24 protein-coding genes and 1 pseudogene are annotated in these 24,691 nt (G+C 59.6%); 8 read left to right on the top strand and 17 right to left on the bottom strand.

The annotated features are described in order from the left end of the window. Positions 1–15: 15 nt before the first annotated feature. The 11 genes from OC605_RS10125 to OC605_RS10075 form a co-directional block, all read right to left on the bottom strand. Positions 16–345, bottom strand: a complete 330-nt coding sequence (locus OC605_RS10125) for a GlpM family protein (protein ID WP_217865374.1) — start codon at positions 343–345, stop codon at positions 16–18. A gap of 8 nt (positions 346–353) precedes the next feature. Continuing rightward, complete coding sequence (locus tag OC605_RS10120) at positions 354–1,679, bottom strand: sigma-54-dependent transcriptional regulator (RefSeq protein ID WP_024014166.1); 1,326 nt, start codon at positions 1,677–1,679, stop codon at positions 354–356. After that, positions 1,676–3,577: an ATP-binding protein gene (locus OC605_RS10115; protein ID WP_056790048.1), complete on the bottom strand. Its 1,902-nt coding sequence runs from the start codon at positions 3,575–3,577 to the stop codon at positions 1,676–1,678. Before OC605_RS10115 ends, OC605_RS10120 begins: the two co-directional genes overlap by 4 nt. 228 nt (positions 3,578–3,805) lie before the next feature. Next, positions 3,806–4,540 (bottom strand): amino acid ABC transporter ATP-binding protein, encoded by a 735-nt coding sequence (locus OC605_RS10110; protein WP_016773390.1) that lies wholly within the window; start codon positions 4,538–4,540, stop codon positions 3,806–3,808. Continuing rightward, positions 4,537–5,208: an amino acid ABC transporter permease gene (locus tag OC605_RS10105; protein ID WP_016773391.1), complete on the bottom strand. Its 672-nt coding sequence runs from the start codon at positions 5,206–5,208 to the stop codon at positions 4,537–4,539. Before OC605_RS10105 ends, OC605_RS10110 begins: the two co-directional genes overlap by 4 nt. Next, positions 5,208–5,954, bottom strand: a complete 747-nt coding sequence (locus OC605_RS10100) for an amino acid ABC transporter permease (protein WP_016773392.1) — start codon at positions 5,952–5,954, stop codon at positions 5,208–5,210. The genes OC605_RS10105 and OC605_RS10100 overlap by 1 nt, the downstream gene beginning before the upstream one ends. A gap of 200 nt (positions 5,955–6,154) precedes the next feature. Continuing rightward, positions 6,155–7,069, bottom strand: a complete 915-nt coding sequence (locus OC605_RS10095) for a glutamate/aspartate ABC transporter substrate-binding protein (RefSeq protein WP_090285892.1) — start codon at positions 7,067–7,069, stop codon at positions 6,155–6,157. A 357-nt stretch (positions 7,070–7,426) separates the two neighbouring features. Continuing rightward, positions 7,427–8,962, bottom strand: coding sequence for a glycerol-3-phosphate dehydrogenase (glpD, locus tag OC605_RS10090; RefSeq protein WP_186569766.1), 1,536 nt, complete (start codon positions 8,960–8,962; stop codon positions 7,427–7,429). A 298-nt stretch (positions 8,963–9,260) separates the two neighbouring features. Then, positions 9,261–10,016, bottom strand: coding sequence for a DeoR/GlpR family transcriptional regulator (locus OC605_RS10085; RefSeq protein ID WP_007953179.1), 756 nt, complete (start codon positions 10,014–10,016; stop codon positions 9,261–9,263). Between the two features lie 95 nt (positions 10,017–10,111). Further along, positions 10,112–11,614 (bottom strand): glycerol kinase GlpK, encoded by a 1,503-nt coding sequence (gene glpK, locus OC605_RS10080; RefSeq protein ID WP_262136835.1) that lies wholly within the window; start codon positions 11,612–11,614, stop codon positions 10,112–10,114. Positions 11,615–11,691: 77 nt separating this feature from the next. Next, positions 11,692–12,543, bottom strand: a complete 852-nt coding sequence (locus OC605_RS10075; protein ID WP_016773396.1) for an MIP/aquaporin family protein — start codon at positions 12,541–12,543, stop codon at positions 11,692–11,694. A 351-nt stretch (positions 12,544–12,894) separates the two neighbouring features. Between OC605_RS10075 and ybaK the strand changes: the two genes are divergently transcribed. Both ybaK and OC605_RS10065 read left to right on the top strand, forming a co-directional pair. Beyond that, positions 12,895–13,365, top strand: a complete 471-nt coding sequence (gene ybaK, locus OC605_RS10070) for a Cys-tRNA(Pro) deacylase (RefSeq protein WP_016773397.1) — start codon at positions 12,895–12,897, stop codon at positions 13,363–13,365. 99 nt (positions 13,366–13,464) lie between these two features. Then, positions 13,465–14,247 carry a PhzF family phenazine biosynthesis protein gene (locus OC605_RS10065; RefSeq protein WP_130888398.1) on the top strand — a complete coding sequence of 261 codons (783 nt, stop codon included), beginning with the start codon at positions 13,465–13,467 and terminating at the stop codon, positions 14,245–14,247. A 120-nt stretch (positions 14,248–14,367) separates the two neighbouring features. Here OC605_RS10065 and OC605_RS10055 read toward each other — a convergent pair whose 3' ends face one another. Beyond that, on the bottom strand, positions 14,368–15,477 hold the full coding sequence (locus OC605_RS10055) for an ABC transporter ATP-binding protein (RefSeq protein WP_110603265.1): 1,110 nt from the start codon (positions 15,475–15,477) through the stop codon (positions 14,368–14,370). Beyond that, positions 15,474–16,394, bottom strand: coding sequence for an ornithine carbamoyltransferase (gene argF, locus OC605_RS10050; RefSeq protein WP_262136831.1), 921 nt, complete (start codon positions 16,392–16,394; stop codon positions 15,474–15,476). The genes OC605_RS10055 and argF overlap by 4 nt, the downstream gene beginning before the upstream one ends. 404 nt (positions 16,395–16,798) lie before the next feature. Here argF and OC605_RS10045 point away from each other — a divergent pair, with 404 nt between their 5' ends. The 3 genes from OC605_RS10045 (at position 16,799) to grxD (ending at position 19,769) form a co-directional block, all read left to right on the top strand. Then, complete coding sequence (locus OC605_RS10045; RefSeq protein ID WP_016773401.1) at positions 16,799–17,089, top strand: hypothetical protein; 291 nt, start codon at positions 16,799–16,801, stop codon at positions 17,087–17,089. A gap of 135 nt (positions 17,090–17,224) precedes the next feature. Further along, a complete protein-coding gene (locus OC605_RS10040; protein ID WP_262136829.1) occupies positions 17,225–19,330 on the top strand; it encodes a molybdopterin oxidoreductase family protein in 2,106 nt (701 codons plus the stop codon). Positions 19,331–19,427: 97 nt separating this feature from the next. After that, positions 19,428–19,769 (top strand): Grx4 family monothiol glutaredoxin, encoded by a 342-nt coding sequence (gene grxD / locus OC605_RS10035; protein WP_016773402.1) that lies wholly within the window; start codon positions 19,428–19,430, stop codon positions 19,767–19,769. A gap of 201 nt (positions 19,770–19,970) precedes the next feature. Here the strand turns inward: grxD and bfr are convergent, their stop codons facing one another. Continuing rightward, positions 19,971–20,444: a bacterioferritin gene (bfr, locus tag OC605_RS10030; protein WP_016773403.1), complete on the bottom strand. Its 474-nt coding sequence runs from the start codon at positions 20,442–20,444 to the stop codon at positions 19,971–19,973. A gap of 200 nt (positions 20,445–20,644) precedes the next feature. Next, positions 20,645–20,863 carry a bacterioferritin-associated ferredoxin gene (locus tag OC605_RS10025; protein WP_003227725.1) on the bottom strand — a complete coding sequence of 73 codons (219 nt, stop codon included), beginning with the start codon at positions 20,861–20,863 and terminating at the stop codon, positions 20,645–20,647. 312 nt (positions 20,864–21,175) lie between these two features. Here OC605_RS10025 and OC605_RS10020 point away from each other — a divergent pair, with 312 nt between their 5' ends. The 3 genes from OC605_RS10020 to OC605_RS10010 all read left to right on the top strand — a co-directional run bounded on the left by OC605_RS10020 (position 21,176) and on the right by OC605_RS10010 (position 22,870). Next, positions 21,176–21,778, top strand: a complete 603-nt coding sequence (locus tag OC605_RS10020; protein ID WP_003227723.1) for a peroxiredoxin — start codon at positions 21,176–21,178, stop codon at positions 21,776–21,778. Between the two features lie 236 nt (positions 21,779–22,014). After that, on the top strand, positions 22,015–22,455 hold the full coding sequence (locus tag OC605_RS10015) for a Panacea domain-containing protein (protein ID WP_186567561.1): 441 nt from the start codon (positions 22,015–22,017) through the stop codon (positions 22,453–22,455). 1 nt (position 22,456) lies between these two features. Further along, positions 22,457–22,870, top strand: a complete 414-nt coding sequence (locus OC605_RS10010) for a hypothetical protein (protein WP_262136825.1) — start codon at positions 22,457–22,459, stop codon at positions 22,868–22,870. A gap of 58 nt (positions 22,871–22,928) precedes the next feature. On the opposite strand, the gene rnt is transcribed toward OC605_RS10010, so the two are convergent. Both rnt and pyrC read right to left on the bottom strand, forming a co-directional pair. Next, positions 22,929–23,603 (bottom strand): ribonuclease T, encoded by a 675-nt coding sequence (gene rnt, locus OC605_RS10005; RefSeq protein ID WP_186567565.1) that lies wholly within the window; start codon positions 23,601–23,603, stop codon positions 22,929–22,931. Continuing rightward, positions 23,600–24,647, bottom strand: a pseudogene (pyrC, locus tag OC605_RS10000) (dihydroorotase). Before pyrC ends, rnt begins: the two are co-directional and overlap by 4 nt. Between the last annotated feature and the right edge of the window lie 44 nt (positions 24,648–24,691).

The raw sequence follows: 24,691 nt of genomic DNA, 5'->3' as shown, positions 1-24,691 counted from the left end.
TTGATGCGCGTGGGTTCAGGCATGCAGCCGGACCCACACGCTCACCAATACCGTCGCCGCTATCAACCAGGCCACCGCCGCCACCGCCAGTGACGCTTCCAGGCGCATGCGGTCGACCATCACGTACAACGTCGCCAGATAGATAAAGTAGGGAATGATCGACCACATCCCAAACACGATTGTGGTCTTCAGGTCGTCGACCGAGCGGCCCTTGCCGACGATGTAGTGCGCGATCAGGGCAAAGGTCGGGAACAGCGGTACCAGCCCGGCGATGTAATAGTTTCTGGTCTTGGACAGTGCCGCGAGGATCAGCACCACTGCGGCGCCGATCGCGGCTTTGAGAATCAGATCCATCAGTGGCTCAGCCCGTACTTTTTGACTTTGTCGAACAGCGTGGTCTTGGCCATGCCCAGTTCCTGGCTGGCCTGGGTCAGGTTGCCGCCGCTGCGTTGCAAGGCGTCGACCAGCAGATTGCGCTCGAAGGCTTCCACCGCTTCGGCAAACGCCAGACCCTGGCCGGCGCTGGCGCCGGACTTCTTGAAGGCCGGCAGGCCGAGGGCGAAGCGTTCGGCGACGTTGCGCAGTTCGCGCACGTTGCCCGGCCAGTCGTGGCTCATCAGGTTCGACAGGGTCTGGTTGTCCAGCTCCGGCAGCGCGCGGTCGAAGCGCAGCGCCGATTGCTGGGTGAAGTGTTCGAACAGTTGCAGGATGTCTTCGCGGCGTTCGCGCAGCGGTGGCAATTCCAGGGTCACGACGTTGAGGCGGTAGTACAAGTCGCTGCGAAACTCGCCGGCCTTGCTTGACTCATCGAGGTCGGATTTGGTCGCCGCAATCACCCGGCAATCCACCGCCACGCTCTGGTTCGAGCCGAGCCGTTCGAGGGTGCGTTCCTGCAATACGCGCAGCAACTTGATCTGCAATGGCAGCGGCATGCTTTCCACTTCGTCGAGGAACAGCGTACCGCCGTCGGCGTGCTCGATCTTGCCGATGCGCCGTTTGCCAGCGCCGGTGAATGCGTTGGCTTCGTGGCCGAAGATCTCGCTTTCGAAAAGGTTTTCCGGCAGGCCGCCGCAGTTCAGCGCGACGAACTGTTTGCTGTGGCGCCGACTGAAATCGTGCAGGCAACGGGCGACCAGCTCCTTGCCGGTGCCGGTCTCGCCTTCGATCAAGACGTTGGCCGAAGTGTCGGCGACGTTGGCGATCAGTTCGCGCAGATTCTGCATCGCTGGTGAACGGCCGATGATCCGCCCTTCAAGGGAGTCGCGTTCAGCCAGTTGTCGACGCAACGAGGAAACCTCGCGGGCGAGGCTGCGTTGCTCCAGCGCCCGCCGCGCGACGTCTACCAGACGCTCCGGCGAAAACGGTTTTTCCATGAAGTCGTAAGCGCCTTTCTGCATCGCGCCGACAGCCATGGAAATGTCGCCGTGGCCGGTGATCAGCACCACCGGCAGGCTGCGATCACGCTGCTTGAGGCGGGTGAGCAATTCCAGGCCATCGATGCCCGGCAGGCGGATGTCGCTGATGACGATGCCGGCAAAGTTGTCGCCGACCTGCGCCAGCGCCTCTTCGGCACTGCCGACGCCGATGCACGGAATGTCCTCGAGGGTCAGCGCCTGTTGGCAGCCGAGCAGCACATGGGGGTCGTCTTCAACAATCAGCACACTGAGTTCAGGGTTCATATTGGCTCGGCAGAAAGAGGGCTTACCAACGGTAAACTGAGGACGAAAGTAGTGCCACCGCCGGCCGGGTGTTCGACACCCAGGTGCCCGCCGGTGGCGGCGGCGAGGCTGGCTGACAGGGTCAGGCCCAGGCCCAGGCCTTGCTCGCCGGGTTTGGTGGTGAAGAACGGTTCGAACAGATGCTTGCGCGCTTCGGCGTCGATACCGTGGCCGTTGTCGCGCACCCGCAAGCGGTACTTGCCGTTGAATTCTTCCCCCTCCAGCCACAGTTGCGGCTGTGGTTGCGCGTGCATGGCGTCGAGGGCGTTGCCGATCAGGTTGACGAGGATCTGTTCGAGGCGGGTCTGATCGATCAGCAGCTGCACATCGGCAAACTGCCGGTGAATTTGCAGCGCGGTGTTTTCCACACGCGCGCCGAGCACTTGCAACGCGGCGTCGACGGCTTTGCCGAGACTGGCCTGACCCTTGTTGTCGCCGCGCCGGGCAAACGAACGCAGGCTGGCGGTGATCCGGCCCATGCGGTCGATCAGGTCATTGATGGTCTTGAGGTTGGTGCTGGCGACGTCGAGCTGGCCGCGCTCGAGAAAGCGCACGGTGTTGCCCGACAGCGTGCGCATCGCCGCCAGCGGCTGGTTCAGTTCATGGGCAATACTGGTCGACATCTGGCCGATAGCCGCGAGTTTGCCGGCCTGCACAAGTTCATCCTGGGCGCGGCGCAACGTCTCTTCGGCCTGGCGGCGCTCGCGGATCTGACTCTTCAGGCGTTCGTTGCTGGCGCGCAGATCGGCGGTGCGTTCGGTAATCCGACGTTCGAGTTGGCTGTTGGCTTCCTGCAACGCTTCGCGGGCGGCGAGGCGGGTGGCGAGGACTTTGCGTCGCTCGTTCCAGGCAATCAGCAGGAAGGCGAACAGGGCGAACGCCACCGCCACCAGAATGCCTTGGTTGATCGCTTCGCGGCGCAGGTCCTGCAACGGCGTCAGCAGGGTGAAATTCCACGGCGTGTCGCTCAGCAGTCGGGTTTGCGCCAGATAACTGATGTCGTCTTCGTCGGGCTGTAATTCGCTGTTGGCCGGGAAGGTCAGTTTCTCCACGCCTTCGGCCAGTGTCTCGCGGGCCAGCGGTTGCAGTTCGTTGAGCGGGAACCAGTAGTACTGCAGGCTGCGGGCAAGTTTTTCCTTGACCTCGTCGCTCAGCGGAATTACCGATTTCAGCCGTCGCGCCGGATCGCTGGACAGAATGATGATGCCGTTCTCATCGCTGACGAACGCTTCCAGACGCGCTCGTTGCCAGCGCTCTTCCATGGCTTCCAGACGCACCTTGACCACCGCGACACCGATGATCTTGCCGTGCTCTTCGAGGCCGTGGGCGAGGTAGTAACCGGGTTCACCATTGGTGCTGCCGATGCCATAGAAGCGCCCGGGCTGGCCGCGCACGGCGTCCTTGAAATAGGCGCGGAAGGACAAGTCTTCACCCAGATAACTGTCGACATCGCGCCAGTTGCTGGTGGCCATGACCCGGCCGGTGGTGTCCATGACGTAGATGGCCCGGCTGCGGCTGCGGCGGTTCAGGCCTTCGAGGTAATCGTTGACCGTCTGCCGGTGCTCCGGGGTCGGGTCGGCCAGCAACTGCGGCACACTCGTTTCGAGTTCCAGCAGACTGGGCAGGTAGGTGTATTTGCTGATCTCGCTTTCGACCGCGCGGGCGTGCAGTTCCAGCTGACGCTGGCCGTTTTCGCCGAGGCTGCGGATGCCGAAGTGTTCACTGGTCCAGAAGCCGATGAAACCCAGGCCGACCATCAGGGCGATGATCAGCGGCGGCAGGAACAGATGACGGATCAGACGGGGCTTCACGGCAAGTGATGGCTCAGCAGCGCGATAAAGAGTGGGGTCGCATTTCATCACAGATGCCTTGGGTCAACCACAACACTTGTTTGTGCCTGTGGCGAGGGGATTTATCCCCGTTGGGCCGCGAGGCGGCCCCAAAACCATCACTGCGGTTTAACTGAAAGACCGCATGCACAGGTTTTACGACTGCTGCGCAGCCGGACGGGGATAAATCCCCTCGCCACAGGGGATCTCATTGTCAGGCTGCCCGCACCCCACAGACAGGGTGCGGGTGTGTTGCTTTTAGTGCTGCAGGATTTTCTCGAGGAAGTGCTGCGCGCGTTCGGAGCGGGCGCTGATGTCGCCGAAGAATTCCTCTTTCGGGCAGTCTTCGATGATCTTGCCCTGGTCCATGAAGATCACCCGGTCCGCCACTTTACGGGCGAAGCCCATTTCGTGGGTCACGCACATCATGGTCATGCCTTCGTGGGCCAGCTGCACCATGACATCGAGCACTTCGTTGACCATTTCCGGGTCGAGCGCCGAGGTCGGTTCGTCGAACAGCATGACGATCGGGTCCATCGCCAGCGCACGGGCAATCGCCACACGCTGTTGCTGACCACCGGACAGTTGCCCCGGATGCTTGTGGGCGTGCGCCGACAAACCTACGCGCTCGAGCAGTTGCAGACCCTTTTTGGTCGCCTCTTCCTTGCTGCGGCCGAGCACCTTGATCTGCGCGATGGTCAGGTTTTCGGTGATGGTCAGGTGCGGGAACAGCTCGAAATGCTGGAACACCATGCCCACCCGCGAACGCAGTTTCGGCAGGTTGGTTTTCGGGTCAGCGATCGACGTACCGTCAACCACCACGTCACCTTTCTGGAACGGCTCCAGGGCGTTGACGCACTTGATCAGCGTCGACTTGCCGGAACCCGACGGGCCGCAGACCACGATCACTTCGCCTTTCTTGACCTCGGTGCTGCAATCAGTCAGCACCTGGAAGTCCCCATACCACTTGTTGATGTTTTTGATAGAGATCATACGGCGAACCTTTTTTGCAGACGCTTGACCAACCGCGAGGCGGCGAAGCTGATGATGAAGTACACGAGACCGGCGAAAATCAGGAACTCATTGGAGCGGCCGATGATGTCGCCGCTGGCGCGCGAGGCGTTGAGGAAGTCCACCAGGCCCACGGTGTAGACCAGCGAGGTGTCCTGGAACAGGATGATGCTCTGCTGCAGCAGCAGCGGGGTCATCTTGCGGAACGCCTGCGGCAGGATGATCAGGCGCATCATCTGTCCGTAGTTCATGCCCAGTGCCTGAGCAGCACCCATCTGGCCCTTGGAAATCGACTGCACACCGGCACGGACGATTTCGCAGAAGTACGCTGCTTCGAACATCATGAATGCCACGACGCACGAGGTGAACGCACCGATCGGCGTGTCTTCGCCGGTGATCCAGCGCAGCACGAACGGCACCGCCAGGTAGAACCAGGTGATCACCAGCAGCAGCGGAATCGAGCGGAAATAGTTGACGTAGGCGCCAGCGATGCTCGACAGCAGCTTGTTGTGCGACAGACGGCACAGCGCGAGGATCGTGCCGAGAATCATCCCGCCGATCACGCCCATGGCCATCAGTTTGAGGGTCATCACCATGCCGTTCCACAAACCGGGAATGGCCGGGACGATGCCACTGAAATCGAATTCCATTATTTACCCCCCACGGAGATCAGGCCGGGCACCGCGACTTTCTTCTCGACCAGGCGCATCAGCAGCATCAGGCTCATGTTGAGGGTGAAATAGATCAGGGTTGCCAGGGTGAACGCTTCGAACAGGTTGGCCGAGAACTCGGCGGTCTGTTTGGTCTGCGCCAGCAATTCCATCAAACCGATCAAGGACGCCACGGAGGAGTTCTTGAACACGTTCAAAAATTCCGAGGTGAGCGGCGGAATGATGATCCGATAGGCCTGGGGCAGCAGCACGTTCCAGTAGATCTGCGGCAGTTTGAAACCCATCGCGCGGGCGGCGGATTCCTGGCCACGGGGCAACGCCTGGATACCGGTGCGCACTTGCTCGCAGACACGGGCGGCGGTGAACAGACCGAGGCAGACGACAACGCTCAGGTAAGCCGAAGTAGTCGGGTTGAGGTCCTGCTTGTACCACTCCTGCAGATCCGGCGGCAGCAGATCGGGCACCAGAAAGTACCAGATGAACAGCTGCACCAGCAGCGGCACGTTACGGAACAGCTCGACGTAGCAGGTCGCGATGCCCGATACGATGCGGTTCGGCACGGTGCGCATGATGCCCAGCAGCGAGCCGAGCAGCAGGGCGATGATCCACGCCACGATGGCGATGGCGATGGTCCAGCCCAGACCGGAGATGAACCAGTCGAGATAGGTCTCGCTGCCCACGCCGGTGGACTTGAAGAACACGCCCCAGTCCCAGTTGTAATTCATTAGGGTCTCCCCTCGATTCGATCGATGTACAAGTGCCCGCCTGGGGAACTCCGTTCCCTCCCCAGTCTTTTTTCAAAGACCGGGCACACGCGATCGGCTCGACAGCCACCGGTTCGAGTGCTTCCAGAAAAATGCCAGCAGGGAGTGACCATCCCCTGAAAAGGCAGGCGCCTCCTCAGGGGATAAGGTTAGTCAGAAAATCAGGACTTCTTGTCGTCAGCCGCTTTGTCGGTCGGATTGGCGATCAGGGTCTTGAGCTCGTCGCTCATCGGGAAGTTCAGGTTCAGGCCTTTTGGCGGAATCGGCTGCATGAACCACTTCTCGTAGATCTTGTTGATTTCGCCCGAAGCGTAAGTGGCCTTGATCGCGTCATCCACAGCCTTTTTGAACGGCTCGTCGCCTTTGCGCATCATGCAGCCGTAGATTTCGTACGACTGTGGCGTGCCGGTCACTTCCCAATCGGCGGCTTTCTTGGCCTTGGCGGCTTCGCCGGCCAGCAGCGCGTCATCCATCATGAAGGCAACGGCACGACCCGATTCCAGCATCTGGAAGGACTCGCCGTGGTCTTTGGCGGAGATGACGTTCATGCCCATTTGCTTGTCGGCGTTCATCGCTTTGAGGATGCGCTCGGAGGTGGTACCGGCGGTGGTTACGACGTTCTTGCCTTTCAGATCGTCGAAATCCTTGTACTTGGAGTCTTTCTTGGACAGCAGACGGGTACCGATTTCGAAGATGCCGACGGAGAAGTCGACCTGCTGCTGACGCTCGACGTTGTTGGTGGTCGAACCGCACTCGACGTCTACGGTGCCGTTCTGCACCAGCGGGATACGGGTCTGCGAGGTAACGAGGTTGTATTTGACTTGCAGGTTCGGCAGGTCGAGGTCTTTCTTGATCGCTTCGACGATGGCCAGCTGAATATCGTGCGAGTAGCCAACAGGCTTGCCGGACGCATCAGCGATGTAGGAGAACGGAATGGAGGCGTCACGGTGGCCCAGGGTGATGACACCGGACTCTTTGATCTTCTTCAGGGTGCCGGTGAGTTCGGCGGCGAAAACTGGCGTGCTGATCAGAGCGGCAGCAATGGCTGCGCCCAGGATATGGGGAACGATGCGCATCAAATTTTCCTCGACATTGTTTTTTTTATGGAGCCAGTTTGTCGGCCCTTTTTGTGCTTCGAATGCCTGACGGCTCCTGAAGTGTTGGCACAGCAGGCATTCGTCGAGAGAGTGTAGAGCATGACTCGTGCCAGAGCAGTCGAAGTCAGTTAAGCGGTTGTTTTATAACGTTATTAAAGTTTTATGGCGGTAATTTTTTGAAGATGAGATCCGGTTAACCGAATCGACCGTGGAGTCGCGTTCGGAAAACCGAATGAATTACTTACACGCTCACTTCCACAAGGAACAGGCGAATGCCGCAGGTACGAAAAAGCCCCTGAATCTCTCGATTCAGGGGCTTTCATTTGAACGGTGAGATCAAGCCGCTTCGATCTTCCGATTCTGCTCAACCTTGCCCAGATACGTCGCGAGCTTCTGCTGCTCCTCCGCTGTGGTGAACAAGCCTAGCTTGGTACGGCGCCACAGGATGTCGTGCGCCGTGGTGGCCCATTCTTCGCTGCACAGGTAATCGACTTCGCGGGTGTAGAGCCCGCCGCCGATGTGTTCGCCCATGTCGGCCAGGCTTTCTACGCCTTCGAGCATGCGCCAGGTGCGGCTGCCGTAGGTGACGGCCCAGCGTCGGGCGATTTCAGTCGGCACAAAGTCGAATTTGTCGCGAATTCGCGCGCTCAGCGCCTCTGGAGTGGTCATGTCTTCGCCGCCGGGCAGGGTGGCGGTTGCGGTCCAGCTCGGGCGCATCTGGGTGAAAAACGGCATCAACTGCGCCATCGCCGACTCGGCGAGTTTGCGATAGGTAGTCAGCTTGCCGCCGAACACCGACAGCAGCGGCGCTTCTTCGGCGTTGCCAGACAGCGCCAGGGTGTAATCGCGGGTCACTGCCGACGGGTTGTCGGATTCGTCGTTGCACAGCGGGCGAACGCCCGAGTAGCTGTGCACAATGTCTTCGCGGCTCAGCTGCTTCTTGAAGTGAGCGTTGACCACTTTCAGCACGTAATCGGTTTCGCCTTCGGTGATCGCCACTTTCGCCGGGTCGCCGGTGTACTCGCGGTCGGTGGTGCCGATCAGGGTGAAGTGGTTCAGGTATGGAATGGTGAAAACGATGCGCTGATCTTCGTTTTGCAGAATGTGCGCATGTTCGCCTTCGTACAGTTTCGGCACGATGATGTGGCTGCCCTGAATCAGACGGATGCCGTAAGGCGATTCCATTTTCAGGTCGTCACGAATGAACTTCGCCACCCACGGACCGGCGGCGTTGACCAGGGCTTTGGCGGTAATCGAAAACAGGCTGCCGTCGGCACGCTCCAGATGCAGATGCCACAGGCCTTTGGTGCGACGTGCGCTGACGCAACGGGTCTGGGTGTGCACATGCGCACCTTTTTCCCGGGCGGCCATGGCGTTCAAGACCACGAGGCGGGCGTCATCGACCCAGCAGTCGGAGTATTCGAAGCCTTTCTTGATCTCGCTTTTCAGCGCGCTGTCGGCGCCGAACTTCAGGCTTTTCGAACCTGGCAGCTTCTCGCGCTTGCCGAGGTTGTCATAAAGGAACAGGCCGGCACGAATCATCCACGCTGGACGCAGGTGCGGGCGGTGTGGCAGGACGAAACGCATCGGTTTGACGATGTGCGGCGCTTTCGCCAGCAGCACTTCACGCTCAGCCAGCGCTTCACGCACCAGACGGAATTCGTAATGCTCCAGATAGCGCAGGCCACCGTGGATCAGCTTGCTGCTGGCCGACGAGGTGTGGCTGGCCAAGTCGTCTTTTTCGCAAAGGAACACCGAAAGACCGCGACCGGCGGCATCCGCTGCGATCCCTACGCCGTTGATCCCGCCGCCAATCACGGCAACGTCATAGATCTCGGAGAGAGGGGGCGTACGCAAGGTAGAGGTGGACATCGGCTGGCCTCGGTTCTTTTGGTTTTATGTCTTGGAAATCGAACATTAATGTTCATTTGCGAAAATGGTAGCCCATAAACACGCGCACAGCCAGTCGCGTTCGATTGAAAAAACTCATCGAAGGGCAGAGAAAGGAAAATTTTCGAACACGAAGTGCGCGCGAGGGGCGCGGAGGGCGTTAACCGATTGTTCCCATGCTCTGCGTGGGAATGCATTCACCGACGCTCTGCGTCGGCTTTTGAAAGGGGACGCAGAGCGTCCCGGGCGGCATTCCCACGCGGAGCGTGGGAACAAGCAACTAGACGACTTCCAAGCGAATCTTGTGCTGACTCAACAACTGCGCTAGCGCCGGTACCGGCTGCTGATCGGTGACCAGGCAATCGATCAGGCTGATCGGCCCCAGTCGAATCATCGCGTTACGCCCGAACTTGCTGGAGTCCGCCGCCAGAATCACCTGCCGCGCATTGGCAATGATCGCTTGGGAAACGCGAACTTCCTGATAATCGAAGTCGAGCAGGCTGCCGTCCTCATCGATGCCGCTGATCCCGACCAAGGCGAAATCGACCTTGAACTGATTGATGAAATCCACACTCGCCTGACCGACCACGCCGCCGTCCCGCCTTACATTGCCGCCGGTCAGCAGCACATCGAAATCATCCTTGGCGCTGAGCATCGAGGCGACGTGCAGGTTGTTGGTGATGATCTTCAGGTGACTGTGATTGAGCAGGGCGCGGGCGATCGATTCGGTGGTGGTACCGATATTGATGAACAGCGAGGCGTGATCGGGGATTTGTGCGGCGATGGCTTCGCCGATGCGTTGCTTTTCGTCGCGCATCTGATCGGCACGCATGGCATACGCGGTGTTTTCGACACTGGAATCGTACGCGGCGCCACCGTGGTAGCGACGCAGCAGATTGGCTTCCGCGAGCTGATTGATGTCGCGGCGGATGGTTTGCGGGGTGACAACGAACAGCGTGGCCATTTCCTCGATGCTCACATAGCCGCGTTCGCGGACCAGCTCGAGGATTTGCTGCTGACGGGGAGGCAGATTCATGGGGCTTCCTTTGGGCTGCCGTGCAAAATTTGCCCATGATGCCGCAGGAATCCGCTCCCGACCAGTTAGATACCTATGTGTAACTCAAGGCTGGCTTATTCAGCGTCCTCACGCGCCCAGTCACGGGTGCGGCTGACGGCTTTTTTCCAGCCTTTGTAGAGTTTATCTTTCTCGACTTCGTCCAGGCTCGGTTCGAACTCGCGCTCGATCACTGCCTTGCCGCGCAGTTCTTCCAGGCTGCCCCAGAAACCGCAGGCCAGACCGGCCAGATAAGCCGCGCCCAGTGCAGTGGTTTCGCGCATTTGCGGGCGCTCCACCTGAGTGCCGAGGATGTCGGCCTGGAACTGCATGAGGAAGTTGTTCGCCACCGCGCCGCCGTCCACACGCAGGGCCTTGAGGCGTTCGCCGGAGTCCTGTTGCATGGCGTCGAGTACGTCGCGGGTCTGGTAGGCGATCGATTCCAGCGCGGCGCGGATGATGTGATCCACGCGTACGCCGCGCGTCAGGCCGAACAGCGCGCCACGGGCATACGGGTCCCAGTACGGTGCGCCGAGACCGGTAAACGCCGGCACCAGATACACGCCGTTGCTGTCCTTGACCTTGTTGGCAAAGTATTCGGTGTCGTGGGCGTCGTTGACGATTTTCAGTTCATCGCGCAGCCATTGCACGGTCGAACCGCCGTTGAACACGGCGCCTTCCAGAGCATAAGCCACTTCGCCGCGTGGGCCGCAGGCGATGGTGGTGAGCATGCCGTGCTGGGATTTCACTGCTTTGTCGCCGGTGTTCATCAGCAGGAAGCAACCGGTGCCGTAGGTGTTTTTCGCTTGGCCCGGCTCCACACACATCTGGCCGAACAGTGCTGCCTGCTGGTCGCCAGCGATACCGCCGATGGCGATGCCGCTCTTGGTACGACCGTAGATTTCCGAGGAGGCTTTGACCTCCGGGAGCATCTCGCGTGGGATGTCGAGGATCTCCAGCATCTTCGAATCCCACTCCAGCGAGTGAATGTTGAAGAGCATGGTGCGCGAGGCGTTGGTGTAGTCGGTGACGTGCACCTTGCCGCCGGTGAATTTCCAGATCAGCCAGCTATCGACGGTGCCGAACAGCAGCTCGCCGTTGCGCGCACGCTCGCGGCTGCCTTCGACGTTGTCGAGGATCCACTTCAGTTTGGTGCCGGAGAAGTACGGGTCGGTGACCAGGCCGGTGGTGTCGCGGATGTAGTCTTCGTGACCATCGCGCTTGAGCTGCTGGCAGATCTCGGTGCTGCGGCGGCACTGCCAGACGATTGCGTTATAGACCGGACGGCCAGTGGTCTTGTCCCAGACCACAGTGGTTTCACGCTGGTTGGTGATACCGATCGCGGCGACCTGGTCATGATGCAGGCCGGCCTGGGCCAGCGCCTCAACCATCACCGCGCTCTGGGTGGCGAAAATTTCCATCGGGTCGTGCTCGACCCAACCGGCTTGCGGGTAATGCTGAACGAATTCGCGCTGCGCGGTGCAGACCACGTTCGCGTCGCGGTCGAAGATGATCGCGCGCGAGCTGGTCGTACCCTGATCAAGGGCAATGATGTAGTTCTTGTTCTGAATGTCGGTCATGTCGATTGCCTTGGACGAAAAAAACGAGAGTGGGCCGTGGCGCAGGCTCGGATGGGCAGGAGCCGGCGCCGACTGTTTCAAGAAGTTCTTGGTTTGCCGTCAATGGCCGGTTCTGCATCCTTTGTAGCAGGTGTGGCGCCGGTCAGGTGACGGGCAATCAGCCCGCGATACCCGGCAGCGCCGAGGCAGGCACCGACAATCGGTGCAAAAATCGGAATCAGGAAGTACGGAATATCACGACCACCGGTGAAGGAAATTTCACCCCAACCGGTAAAGAAAGTCATCAGTTTCGGACCGAAGTCACGCGCGGGGTTCATGGCGAAACCGGTCAGCGGGCCCATCGCACTGCCGATCACGGCGATCAGCAAACCGATCAGCAGCGGCGCCATCGGGCCGCGTGGCAGGCCGTTGTTGTCATCGGTCAGGGCCATGATCACGCCCATCAGGATCGCGGTGATGATCATCTCGACCAGAAAGGCCTGGGCCGTCGACAGTACCGGGTTCGGGTAGGTCGAGAACACCGACGCCAATTCCAGGCTGGCGGCCGAGCCACGAACCATCTGGTGGGTTTGTTCGTAATCGAAGAAGAGGTTGCTGTAGAGCGTGTAGACCAGCAACGCGCCGCAGAAGGCGCCGGCGATTTGCGAAAGGATGTAGAACGGCAGTTTGCGCTTTTCGAAGTCAGCGAAGATTGCCAGAGCGATGCTCACGGCCGGGTTCAGGTGCGCGCCGGAAACCCCGGCGGTGAGGTAGATCGCCATGCTCACGCCGACGCCCCAGATGATGCTGATTTCCCACAGGCCGAAGCTGGCGCCCGCGACTTTGAGCGCGGCGACACAACCGGTGCCGAAGAAGATCAGAAGGGCGGTGCCCAGGAATTCGGCCATGCATTGGCCGGAAAGCGATGGTTGCGGTAAAGCAGCTGTCATTGAAAACCTCGGTTCTTTTTCTTGTGTAGCGCCTTGCCAACGGAGCAGGGCGCGATCTTCACCGGGTCGGAATCCCCATTCGGTTCCCGGGTTACTGCTGGGTACTGCGCGGAGCATGATTCTTACATTATTCAGATTCGAAAAAATATAGACAAGAAACAAACCTGTCAAAGGTCGAAAGTGAACCGTCGGTCACAATAAAACTATTCGCCGTATGAATGATCAGCGCGGTGATCAGCTTGAATGCAGCGCGAAGCCACGGGATTCGCGGCCTGGAATAGAGCCTTTTGCCCAACGATGACCTAGAATCCGCCGCAGGTTTTTTCAAAGACTGCCGAACCCGGAGCTGCCATGACCCCAGCGTTGGACTTGTTGAAAAAAGTTCGTGCCGAACATCGCGTGCACAGTTACGAACATGATCCGAAGGCCGCGTCCTACGGGCTGGAGGCGGCGGAGAAGCTCGGGCTCGAACCGGCGCAAGTGTTCAAAACCTTGCTGGCCGCCAGTGAAAAAGGCGAACTGCTGGTGGCTGTGGTGCCGGTCGTCGGAACGCTCGACCTTAAGGGACTGGCACACGCCGCCGGAGTGAAGAAAGCCGAAATGGCTGATCCCGCCGCCGCGCAACGCTCCACCGGCTACCTGTTGGGCGGCATCAGCCCGCTCGGGCAGAAGAAACGCCTGCGCACCTTCATCGACAATTCCGCTCAGGAGTTTGCGACTATTTATGTGAGCGCCGGGCGGCGAGGACTAGAAGTGGAACTGGCGCCTGCGGTGCTGGCCGAGCACACCCAGGCGCAGTTCGCCGATATCGGCCGGGCGTAATAGTCGCGCCGGCTGTATGAAGAAAAAATTGCGCTTCTGTCACTGGCACTGATCCGGCCCGCCGTTGCATGCTCGGTCGACCAATTCAGGGAGAAAATCATGCAGCTTGCGTTTCATCAGGTCGACGCGTTCAGTGATCGGCCGTTCAGTGGCAACCCGGCGATGGTCTATCGGCTCGACAGCTGGCTGGCCGATGACTTGATGCAGAAGATCGCCGCCGAACACAACCTGGCGGAGACTGCGTTTCTGGTGCGCGAAGGCCAGGCCTGGCATATCCGCTGGTTCACCCCGACCACCGAAGTGCCGCTGTGCGGGCATGCGACCCTGGCCAGCGCGTTTGTACTGTTCGAAATCTATAAGGAAAGTGCCGAGCGCATCGACTTCACCTGCAAGTCCGGGCCGTTGAGTGTCAGCCGCGAAGGCGACCGCTTGTGGCTGGATTTTCCGACCATCGTGCCATCGGAAATCGGCGTGACGCTGGATGTCGAGCGGGCGCTCGGCGTTGAGGCTGTCGACGTTCTCGGCTCCAACGAACTGTTCGTCGTGCTGGACTCGGAACAGGCGGTGCTCGACTGTAAACCGGACATGGCAGCGCTGGCGAAACTGCCGTGGCTGGGCGCGATTGTCACTGCGCGTGGCAACCAGCATGACTTCGTCTCGCGCTATTTCGCCCCGGCCATCGGTATCAATGAAGACCCGGTGACCGGCTCGACCCATTGCAGCCTGATTCCTTACTGGGCCAAACGTCTGGGCAAATCGAACCTGACCGCGTGCCAGCGCTCGGCGCGGGGCGGGGAGTTGTTCTGTCGGCTGGAAGGTGAGCGGGTGAAGATTGGCGGCAATGCGACGCTGGTGGCCAGCGGTACCCTGTTTTTAGGCTGAGGCAATACCAACTGTGGGAGCGAGCCTGCTCGCGAAAGCGCTCTTTCAGTCAACATCTTCGGCGACTGAAACACCGCATTCGCGAGCAGGCTCGCTCCCACAATTTTTATCCAGTGCGGATCAGAGGCTGGTGCTGAATCGACGGACGCCGTTTTCCACCGCCGGAATCTGTGCCGCAGTGCTCCCCGAAGCCTGGAACAGCACCAGGTGATCCGCCGCTACGCGAATCCCGACCTGCGCGCCAACCAGATGATCGGCATGGCTGGGGAAGATCGATTCCAGTTGCGCACCGGTCGGCAGTTGCAGGCGATACAAGGTCGCCGCGCCGAGGAATGTCTTGCCGACGATCTGCGCCTTCAGCGAGCTATCCGGCGCGTAAACAATGTCATCCGGACGCAACAGCACATCCACCGCACCGCCGATCGGCCAGGTGTAAGCGCGGTTGCCGCGCAGCTCACCCAGCTCGGTCTGCACCGACTCCGGACTGACGAGTTGGCCGCGAATGAAATAACCCTGACCGATGAAACTGGCGACATACGGCGTCGCCGGTTCGTGGTAGAGGTTGTAGGGAGTGTCCCACTGTTCCAGCCGACCTTCCTTGAACACGCCAACGTGATCGCTGACGGCGAAGGCTTCTTCCTGATCGTGGGTGACCAGAATCGCACTGGTACCACGGGCCTTGAGGATGTCGCGTACCTCATGGCTGAGCTTGCGGCGCAACTCGCCATCGAGGTTGGAGAACGGCTCGTCGAGCAGCAGTAACTGCGGCTCCGGCGCCAGGGCGCGGGCGAGGGCGACGCGCTGTTGCTGGCCGCCGGACAGCTCGTGCGGAAAGCGCTTGCCGAGGTTTTTCAGATTGACCAGTTCCAGCAGTTCTTCGACCACGCGCGCCTTGTTCGGGTGCTTGCGGATGCCGAAAGCGATGTTGTCGGCCACGCTCAGGTGCGGGAACAGCGCGTAGTCCTGAAACACCATGCCGATCCGGCGTTTCTCCGGCGCCAGGGTGAAGCCGGCGCTGGAGAGGGTTTCGCCACCGAGGGTGATTTCGCCTTCATGCACCGGTTCGAAACCGGCGATGGCGCGCAGGGTCGTGGTCTTGCCGCAACCGGACGAGCCGAGCAGGCAGCCGATGTCGCCGGCGTTGAGATGCAGATTGAGGTTCTGCACCACGCGTTGATCTTGGTAGCCGCAAGCGAGGTTGCGCAGGTTCAGCAGTAATTCATGGCTCATGCGTGGTGATATGCCGGTTCGACGAGGAACTCGAGCAGGGCCTTCTGTGCGTGGAGACGGTTTTCTGCCTGATCCCAGGCGACGGAGCGTGGGTCATCGAGCAGGTCGAGACTGATTTCTTCGCCACGGTGCGCCGGCAGGCAGTGCATGAACAGCACGTCCTCGGCAGCGAGGTCGAGCAGGGCACGGTTGACCTGGAACGGCGCGAACAGCTTGAGGCGCTTGGCAGTTTCCTCTTCCTGACCCATCGAAGTCCAGACGTCGGTGCTGACCAGATGCGCGCCACGCACGGCGTCTTGCGGATCGCGGACGATGGTTACGCGATCACCAGCCTGGGCGACGAATTCCGGGTTCGGCTCGTAGCCTTCCGGGCAGGCAACGCGCAGCTGGAAGTCGAACTGGATCGCCGCTTCTATATAGCTGTTGCACATGTTGTTGCCGTCACCGATCCAGGCCACGGTCTTGCCCTGGATCGAGCCTCGGTGTTCGAGGAAGGTCTGCATGTCGGCGAGCAACTGGCAAGGGTGCAGATCATCGGACAGGCCGTTGATCACCGGCACCCGCGAGTTGGCGGCGAATTCGGTGAGGGGGCTGTGGGCGAAGGTGCGGATCATCACCGCATCGAGCATGCTCGACATGACGATGGCGCAGTCGCTGATCGGCTCGCCACGGCCCAGTTGGGTGTCGCGCGGGGACAGGAAAATCGCCTGGCCGCCGAGCTGGATCATGCCGGCCTCGAAGGAGATCCGGGTACGGGTCGAGGATTTTTCGAAGATCATCCCCAGCACGCGGTTTTTCAGAGGCTCGAACAGTACGCCGCGGTTACGCAGGTCCTTGAGCTCAACGCCTCGACGGATCACGCTGACCAGCTCTTCGGGCGTGCAATCCATCAGGGAGAGAAAGTGCCTTGCGCTCATCATTGACTACCTTTTTGCTACAGACCGCAGATGCTCAAAGCCTTGTTTTACGGAACAACGGGCGAGACCTGCGGCGTAAGCCGCACGGGGCGACGAAATAGGGGAAGGCGCGATATTGACACTAAATGTCGCGTTATGCCAATAGGCTACTTTTCAGCGGGATTCGGAGCGCGGACCGAGCATTTCGATCACGCATGTTAAAGCCGGATTCAGTACAGCGGTGAGCCTCTTTGTACACTGGCCCCGCCGCGCTTGGCAATCCGCCGCGACGGCATCGGCGCGGCTTCGGTCGCTTCAAGACCGCTGCGCCACGGATTCGCTTGGTCGGATGTTCAGACTGAAACATTTGCTAAAGCAAAGTGCTGGGTTATAAATAAGTTTCGAGCGACGCAGGAAGCCTCCGCATGGAATCGAAAGAACAACTGTTAATGGAACTGCTGGGCCACACGGCTCGCTCCCTGACCCATCTCACCGCGTCAGTCACCTCGATGTCTTTCGAGTTGCTGCGCAGTGACGACGAAGTGGTCAAATCCGCCGGTCGGCACATGATCGATCGCATGGCCACCATCAGCGCCGGGCTCGATGAGCACTGGCGATTGATCGGCGAGCTCACCGGCGTGCACGTCGCCCATGAGCAGATCGAAACCATCCAGGAAATCCAGCTGGCGGCACCGCCGCAGTTGCCGCCGAACTGATCGCGGCGATTTATCGGCTGTCCTGATAACCGTCGATTCACAAGACGAACGTCGCTGGCGCCGTCTCTGCGCACGGGCCATAGTTTTGTTCCCGCGGGCGTGATTGCCTGCTCCCGAACAAGACAGAGACTGGCCATGACCAAGACTCTTCACCACCGTGCATGCCACCTGTGCGAAGCCATTTGCGGGCTGACCATCGAAACCACGGAAACCGATGGCAACGTCGCGATCACCTCGATCAAGGGTGATGCCCTCGACACCTTCAGCCGCGGCCATATCTGCCCGAAAGCCGTGGCTCTGCAAGACATTCAAAACGATCCCGATCGCCTGCGTCAGCCGATGCGCCGCGTCGGCAGCGAATGGCTGCCGATCGAGTGGGACGAGGCGTTTGCGCTGGTGGCCGAGAAACTCGCGGCGATTCAGGAGCGTCACGGGCAGAACGCCGTTGCGGTGTATCAGGGCAATCCGAGCGTGCACAACTACGGCCTGATGACTCACAGCAATTACTTCCTGGGGTTGCTGAAAACCCGCAATCGCTACTCGGCAACGTCGGTCGATCAACTGCCGCACCACCTCAGCAGCTACCTGATGTACGGCCACGGTTTGCTGTTACCGATTCCCGATATCGATCACACCGACTTCATGCTGATCCTCGGCGGCAATCCGCTGGCGTCCAACGGCAGCATCATGACCGTGCCGGACGTCGAGAAGCGCCTGAGGGCGATTCAGGCGCGCGGCGGCAAAGTGGTGGTAGTCGATCCGCGCCGCAGCGAAACCGCAGCGATGGCCGATCAACACGTTTTCGTCCGCCCGGGCGGCGATGCGGCGCTGTTGTTCGGCATGCTCAATACGCTGTTCAGCGAAGGCCTGACCCGCGACAGCCATTTGCCGGTCGATGGCCTCGACGAGGTGCGCAGCGCCGTGGCTGCGTTTAGTGCCGAAGCGATGAGCCCGCTCTGCGCAGTGCCTGCCGAACAGATTCGCCAACTGGCGCGCGACTTCGCTGCCGCACCGAGTGCCGTCTGCTATGGGCGCATGGGCGTCTCGACCCAGGCCTTCGGCACCCTCTGTCACTGGGTGGTGCAGTTGATCAATCTGGTCACCGGCAATCTCGACCGCGTTGGCGGTGCTCTTTGCACCGAGCCGGCGGTGGATCTGGTGGCGTCGACCTCGGGCGGGCATTTCAACAAATGGCAGAGCCGGGTTTCCGGGCGTCCGGAATACGGCGGCGAGTTGCCGGTCTCGGCACTGGCCGAAGAGATGCTCACGGAGGGCGAGGGGCAGATCCGCGCGCTGATCACCGTGGCCGGCAACCCGGTGTTGTCGACACCCAACGGCCGCCAGTTGGAGCAGGCGCTGGACGGCCTCGACTTCATGCTCAGCATCGACCTGTACATCAACGAAACCACGCGCTATGCCGATCTGATCCTGCCGTCGACCTCGGCGCTGGAAAACGACCACTACGACACCACTTTCAACCTGTTCGCGGTGCGTAACGTGACCCGCTTCAATCGCGCCATCCTCGGCAAGCCCGAGGGGGCTTTGCATGATTGGGAGATCTTCGTCGGGCTGGCCAAGGCCTTCGCCGAGAAAACCGGTAAAGAACTGAAACCGACGATGCCGCCGGCGAAGATGATCGACATGGGCCTGCGCATGGGCCGCTACGGCGATGCGTCCGAGCACAAGCTGTCGCTGGCGACGCTGTTCGATCATCCGCACGGCATTGATCTGGGGGCGCTGAAGCCGAATCTGGCGTCACGTCTGAAAACGCCGAATCAGCGTATCCAGGCTGCACCGCCGGAAATTCTCGCCGACCTCGCACGCTTTGCCGCGTTGCAGGCGCCGGCAGCCGATGAATTGTTGATGATCGGTCGCCGCCATGTACGCAGCAATAATTCGTGGATGCACAATTTTCATCGGCTGGTGAAAGGCAAGCCACGGCATCAGTTGCTGATGCATCCGGATGACCTGGCCAGCCGTGGTCTGGCCGATGGGCAACGGGTTCGGGTGAGTTCGCGGGTCGGGCAGATCGAGGTGGAAGTGCTCGCCAGTCTCGACATGATGAAAGGCGTGGTCAGCCTGCCGCACGGCTGGGGCCATGCGCGCCCGGGCGTGCAGATGGCGATCGCCAGCGGCCAGCCGGGATCGAGCGCCAACGACCTGACCGACGAGTGCCAGCTCGACGAACTGTCGGGCAACGCGGCGTTGAACGGTGTGCCGGTGACCGTGGCGGCGGCTTGAGCGGGTCTGTCGGGGAGACCGAGCATGGCGCTCGGGATTCCGTTACAATGCGCCACCGTGCCGACCTCAGAGTCGGAAAGTTCAGCCGAGGTGCTCCATGGATATCATCGAAACGATTAAAGAGCAGATTGCCAACAACACCATTCTGCTTTACATGAAAGGCTCGCCGAATGCCCCGCAGTGCGGCTTCTCCGCAAAAGCTGCGCAAGCCGTGATGGCCTGTGGTGAAAAGTTCGCGTACGTGGACATCCTGCAGAACCCGGAAATCCGCGCCAACCTGCCGAAGTACGCCAACTGGCCGACTTTCCCGCAACTGTGGGTCGGCGGTGAGCTGGTCGGCGGCAGCGACATCATGACCGAGATGGCTGCAGACGGTTCGCTGCAAAGCACCATCAAGGCGGCTGTGGAAGCGGCAGCGGCGAACAAGTCCGAAGCCTGATTCTACTTTCATATAGTTTCGCTCGACGACGCGTCTCCTGTAGGAGCTGTCGAGTGAAACGAGGCTGCGATCTTTTGATCTTCGGCCAGCAAAAAGCCCCGCACCTCGAAAGAGGGCGGGGCTTTTTGTTGGTTATACGAGTTGACTGAGTATCAAGGCTGAAATCGATAAAGATCGCAGCCTCGTTTCACTCGACAGCTCCTACTCTTCGCCCATCTGCGATTGCAGATAGTTTTCCAGGCCGATCTTGTCGATCAGGCCGAGCTGGGTTTCCAGCCAGTCGATGTGTTCTTCTTCCGACTCGAGAATGTCTTCGAGCAGTTCACGGCTGCCGAAGTCACCAACGGTTTCGCAATGGGCAATGGCGGCTTTCAGGTCGGCATGGCCGGTCTTTTCGATGCGCAGGTCGCATTCGAGCATCTCGCGGGTGTGCTCGCCGATGTGCAGCTTGCCCAGATCCTGCACATTCGGCAGGCCTTCAAGGAACAGGATGCGCTTGATCAGCTTGTCCGCGTGTTTCATCTCGTCGATGGATTCGTGGTATTCGTGCTTGCCGAGCTTGTTCAGACCCCAATCTTCATACATGCGCGCATGCAGGAAGTACTGATTGATCGCGACCAGCTCATTGGCGAGGATCTTGTTGAGATGCTGGATGACTGTAATGTCGCCTTTCATGATCGGAGTCCTGCCCTGTATTAACCGTATATAAGGCGGAGTTTGAGCTTGGCAGTTATAAGTGTCAAACCTAAGTTATTGAATAATAAATGAAAATTAATCGGAATAAGAATGTTTGTGTTCCGCGTCTGGACGCTAAGCAATTGATTTTCAGGCATAAAAAAACCGGACATCTAGTCCGGTTCTTTGAAATGGGGCATTTACGCAGCAGTAAATTCTACCGGGTAAGGGATCGCGGCCTGGGCGGTTTGCAGCTTGGTCAGGGTTTCGCGCACCACTTCCTTGGCAAGGCAGGCGCATTTGCCACACTGGCTGGCGACGCCGGTGGCCTGGCGAACTTCTTTATAGCTGCAGCAACCTTCATAGATCGCTTCGCGGATCTGTCCGTCGGTGACGCCAGTGCAGAGGCAAACATACATAAGTAAGAACCGTCGCTGGTTGTGACTCAATTGCGATGGATCTTAATGTTAACGAGAATGATTGTCAAAGTGCTTTCGGAACGCTTCGCAGCCAATTTCCCAGCGACTGACGAACGGTATTTTCCAAATGCGCGTCTGGCCCCATGAATACGCAGTGGATAACCGAACAGGGAAAATCCGTTACGGACAGGCCAAACACGCAGTGTATGATGGTCGTCCCTTGCGAAGAGGGTTCGTGTCACAGGGCTGTCGCCTGAGGGTGACAGGCTGGCCCGGACCCTGAACTTCAAGTTTTTACACCAGGAGATATCAATGAGCGTACTCGTAGGCAAACAAGCCCCAGACTTCACCGTCCCGGCCGTACTCGGCAATGGCGAGATCGTTGACAGCTTCACCCTGTCCTCGGCCATCAAAGGCAAATACGGCCTGGTGTTCTTCTACCCGCTGGACTTCACCTTCGTCTGCCCGTCCGAGCTGATCGCTCTGGACAACCGCATGGCTGACTTCAAGGCACGCAACGTTGAAGTGATCGCTGTGTCGATCGACTCGCACTTCACCCACAACGCCTGGCGCAACACTCCAGTTAACAATGGCGGCATCGGCCAGGTGAAATACACCATGGCTGCCGACATGAAGCACGACATCGCCAAGGCATACGACGTTGAATCCGAAGGCGGCGTGGCGTTCCGTGGCGCGTTCCTGATCGACGACAAAGGCGTGGTTCGCTCGCAGATCATCAACGACCTGCCGCTGGGCCGTAACATGGAAGAGCTGATCCGTCTGGTCGACGCGCTGCAATTCCACGAAGAGCACGGCGAAGTCTGCCCGGCCAACTGGAAAAAAGGCGACAAAGGCATGAACGCTTCGCCGGAAGGCGTTGCGGCTTACCTGACCGAGAACGCTGCGGCCCTGTAAGCCGCAACGTCGAGGTACAAAAAAACCGGCCCACGTGGCCGGTTTTTTTATACAGAGAAAGCCTCTCGGCATCATTTGTTTCAAATGCCAGGAAAAAATACTGGTTGACTGAACAGTGGTTGGATAGGGTTGTCCACAGCGACATCGGGTTACATGGGCCACTGCCCTGGCCTCAATCGCGCCTGATTTAAAGTAAGGACGGTGCAAGGGATTGCATGACGCAGAAGGGGATTCAAATGCCGAGTAGCTTGGACGTTGCGGATTATTTCCTCTGCCTGGAAGGGCATGAAGGCGAGATCTCCAATCTCAAAATTCAAAAATTGGTTTACTACGCTCAAGGGTTCAGTCTGGCCGTCCATGGCGAGGCTCTCTTCCCTGAAACGCTGGAGGCGTGGATGCACGGGCCGGTGGTTCCGGATCTATATCGAAGATTCAGCCAATTTGGATCAAGTGCCATTCCTCCTCCAAGTGATTTCAACCCCGATGTTTTCAGTGCTAAACAACAAAGTCTGCTCAACGAAGTGTTCGACGTTTATGGCCAATTCTCGGCATGGAAACTACGTCAGTTGACGCATGAAGAAGCTCCTTGGCGTAGAAACTACAAGGAAGGGGAGTTCAGCCGAGAAATTCCTGCCTGCGAAATGCAGGAGTATTTCCGGGAGCATTTGGTGAACTGAAATGGCCAAGTTCAAACGCAGGGAACGCGATGCGGCGGTTACACTAACGGCAAGGACGTCCGCTATCGAAATGGATTCATCGGAAGCGCGACCTCCGGTTTTTTCATTTGAGTATTTGCAGAATGGCTGGTGCATCCAGGATTGTGAGGCTGTCGAACGGTCCAAAATGCTTGAGCGTCTCAGGATCTTGGGAAAGATGCCGTGGAGAGAACTGCGCAGAGAGCATAGGCACCGGTATGGATGTGAAACGATTGAGAGAAACAGCCTTAAAGTAGGGATACCTGACTTTTTAACAGGTGATGTCAGATTGCTGGTGTTTCGGGCTTTCGAACGCGTAGCAATGGTGGGTTACAAGAACCATCGAGTTTTTCACGTCGTGTGGATTGATCGAGAATTTAAGCTCTATAAGCACTAAACCAAAAAACCGGCCCACGTGGCCGGTTTTTTCATGCGCGGGATTTGTTCGTCGAGGATCAGTCGTCGAAGTCTTCCCAGCCGCCCATCTGCTTCCAGCGATTGACGATGCCGCAGAACAGCTCAGCGGTCTTTTCGGTGTCGTAACGCGCCGAGTGCGCTTCACGACCGTCGAAATCGATGCCGGCCGCCTGACAGGCTTTCGCCAGCACGGTCTGACCATACGCCAGACCCGCCAGGGTCGCGGTGTCGAAACTGGAGAACGGGTGGAAGGGGTTGCGCTTCATGTCCAGGCGCGCAACTGCTGCGTTGAGGAAGCCCAGGTCGAAACTGCTGTTGTGCCCGACCAGAATTGCCCGCTTGCAGCCGTTGGCTTTCAGCGCCTTGCGGATGCCACGGAAGATGTCGGTCAGCGCGGTTTCTTCGCTGACGGCCATGCGCAGCGGATGATCGAGCTTGATCCCGGTGAACTCCAGCGCTGCCGCTTCAACGTTCGCACCTTCGAATGGCTCGACGCGGAAGAAGTAGGTGTGATCCGGGTAGACGAAACCCTTTTCATCCATGGCGATGGTGGTCGCGGCAATCTCCAGCAAGGCATCGGTGGCTGCGTTGAAGCCACCGGTTTCTACGTCGACGACAACCGGCAGGTAGCCGCGAAAACGCGCTGCCATCGGATGACGGGAACCGCCGCCACCTTGACCGTCCAGTTCATCGTCGAAATTGTCTTCACTCACGCGTGTTCCTCCAGCAGGCGCCAGCGCAGTTTTTCACCGGCGCGCAGCGGGATAACGGTCAGCTCGCCAAATGGCAGACTGGTCGGGGCGGTCCATTCTTCACGGACCAGGGTGATGCGATCGGTATTTGCCGGCAGGCCGTAGAAGCGCGGGCCGTTGAGGCTGGCAAAGGCTTCGAGCCTGTCCAGCGCGTTACGCTGTTCGAACGCTTCGGCATACATCTCGATGGCGGCGTAGGCGGTGTAGCAACCGGCGCAACCGCAGGCGGCTTCCTTGGCGTGCTGGGCGTGGGGCGCCGAGTCGGTGCCGAGGAAGAATTTGGCGCTGCCACTGGTGGCCGCGTCGAGCAAGGCTTCCTGATGGGTGTTGCGCTTGAGAATCGGCAAGCAGTAGAAGTGCGGCCGAATCCCGCCAACCAGCATGTGGTTGCGGTTGTAAAGCAGGTGATGCGCGGTGATGGTCGCGCCGACGTTGGCCGAAGCCTCGTTGACGAATTGCACGGCGTCGCCGGTGGTGATGTGTTCGAACACCACTTTCAGCGTCGGGAAACGCTCGACCACGCGGCGCATGTGCTCGTCGATGAAAATCTTTTCGCGGTCGAATACATCGACGTCGCCACGGGTGACTTCACCGTGGATCAACAGCGGCATGCCGACTTCGGCCATGGCTTCCAGCGCCGGGGAAGATCTTGTCGATGCTGGTCACGCCGGAATCGGAGTTGGTGGTCGCGCCGGCCGGGTACAGCTTGGCGGCGTAGACGAAACCGCTGGCCTTGGCCTGACGAATTTCTTCCGGTTGGGTGCGGTCGGTGAGGTACAGCACCATCAACGGCTCGAACTGACTGCCGGCCGGGCGGGCAGCGAGAATGCGCTGACGATAGCCGTCGGCTTCAGCGGCGTTGCGCACCGGCGGTACCAGGTTCGGCATGATGATCGCGCGCCCGAAGGTGCGGGCCACATCGGCAACGGTATTGGTCAACACGGCACCATCGCGAAGATGAATGTGCCAGTCGTCGGGACGCAGCAGGGTCAGGCGGTCGGACATGAGGGGATTCCAGGCGGGTCAAACTGAGGCGAATGCTACCGGAA

Origin of the sequence: Pseudomonas sp. Marseille-Q5117, from assembly GCF_946901175.1 — a bacterium.
Classification (GTDB): domain Bacteria; phylum Pseudomonadota; class Gammaproteobacteria; order Pseudomonadales; family Pseudomonadaceae; genus Aquipseudomonas; species Aquipseudomonas iranensis.
The sequence above is the reverse complement of the archived record's forward strand: the minus strand, read 5'-3'. Positions and strand labels throughout refer to the sequence as shown.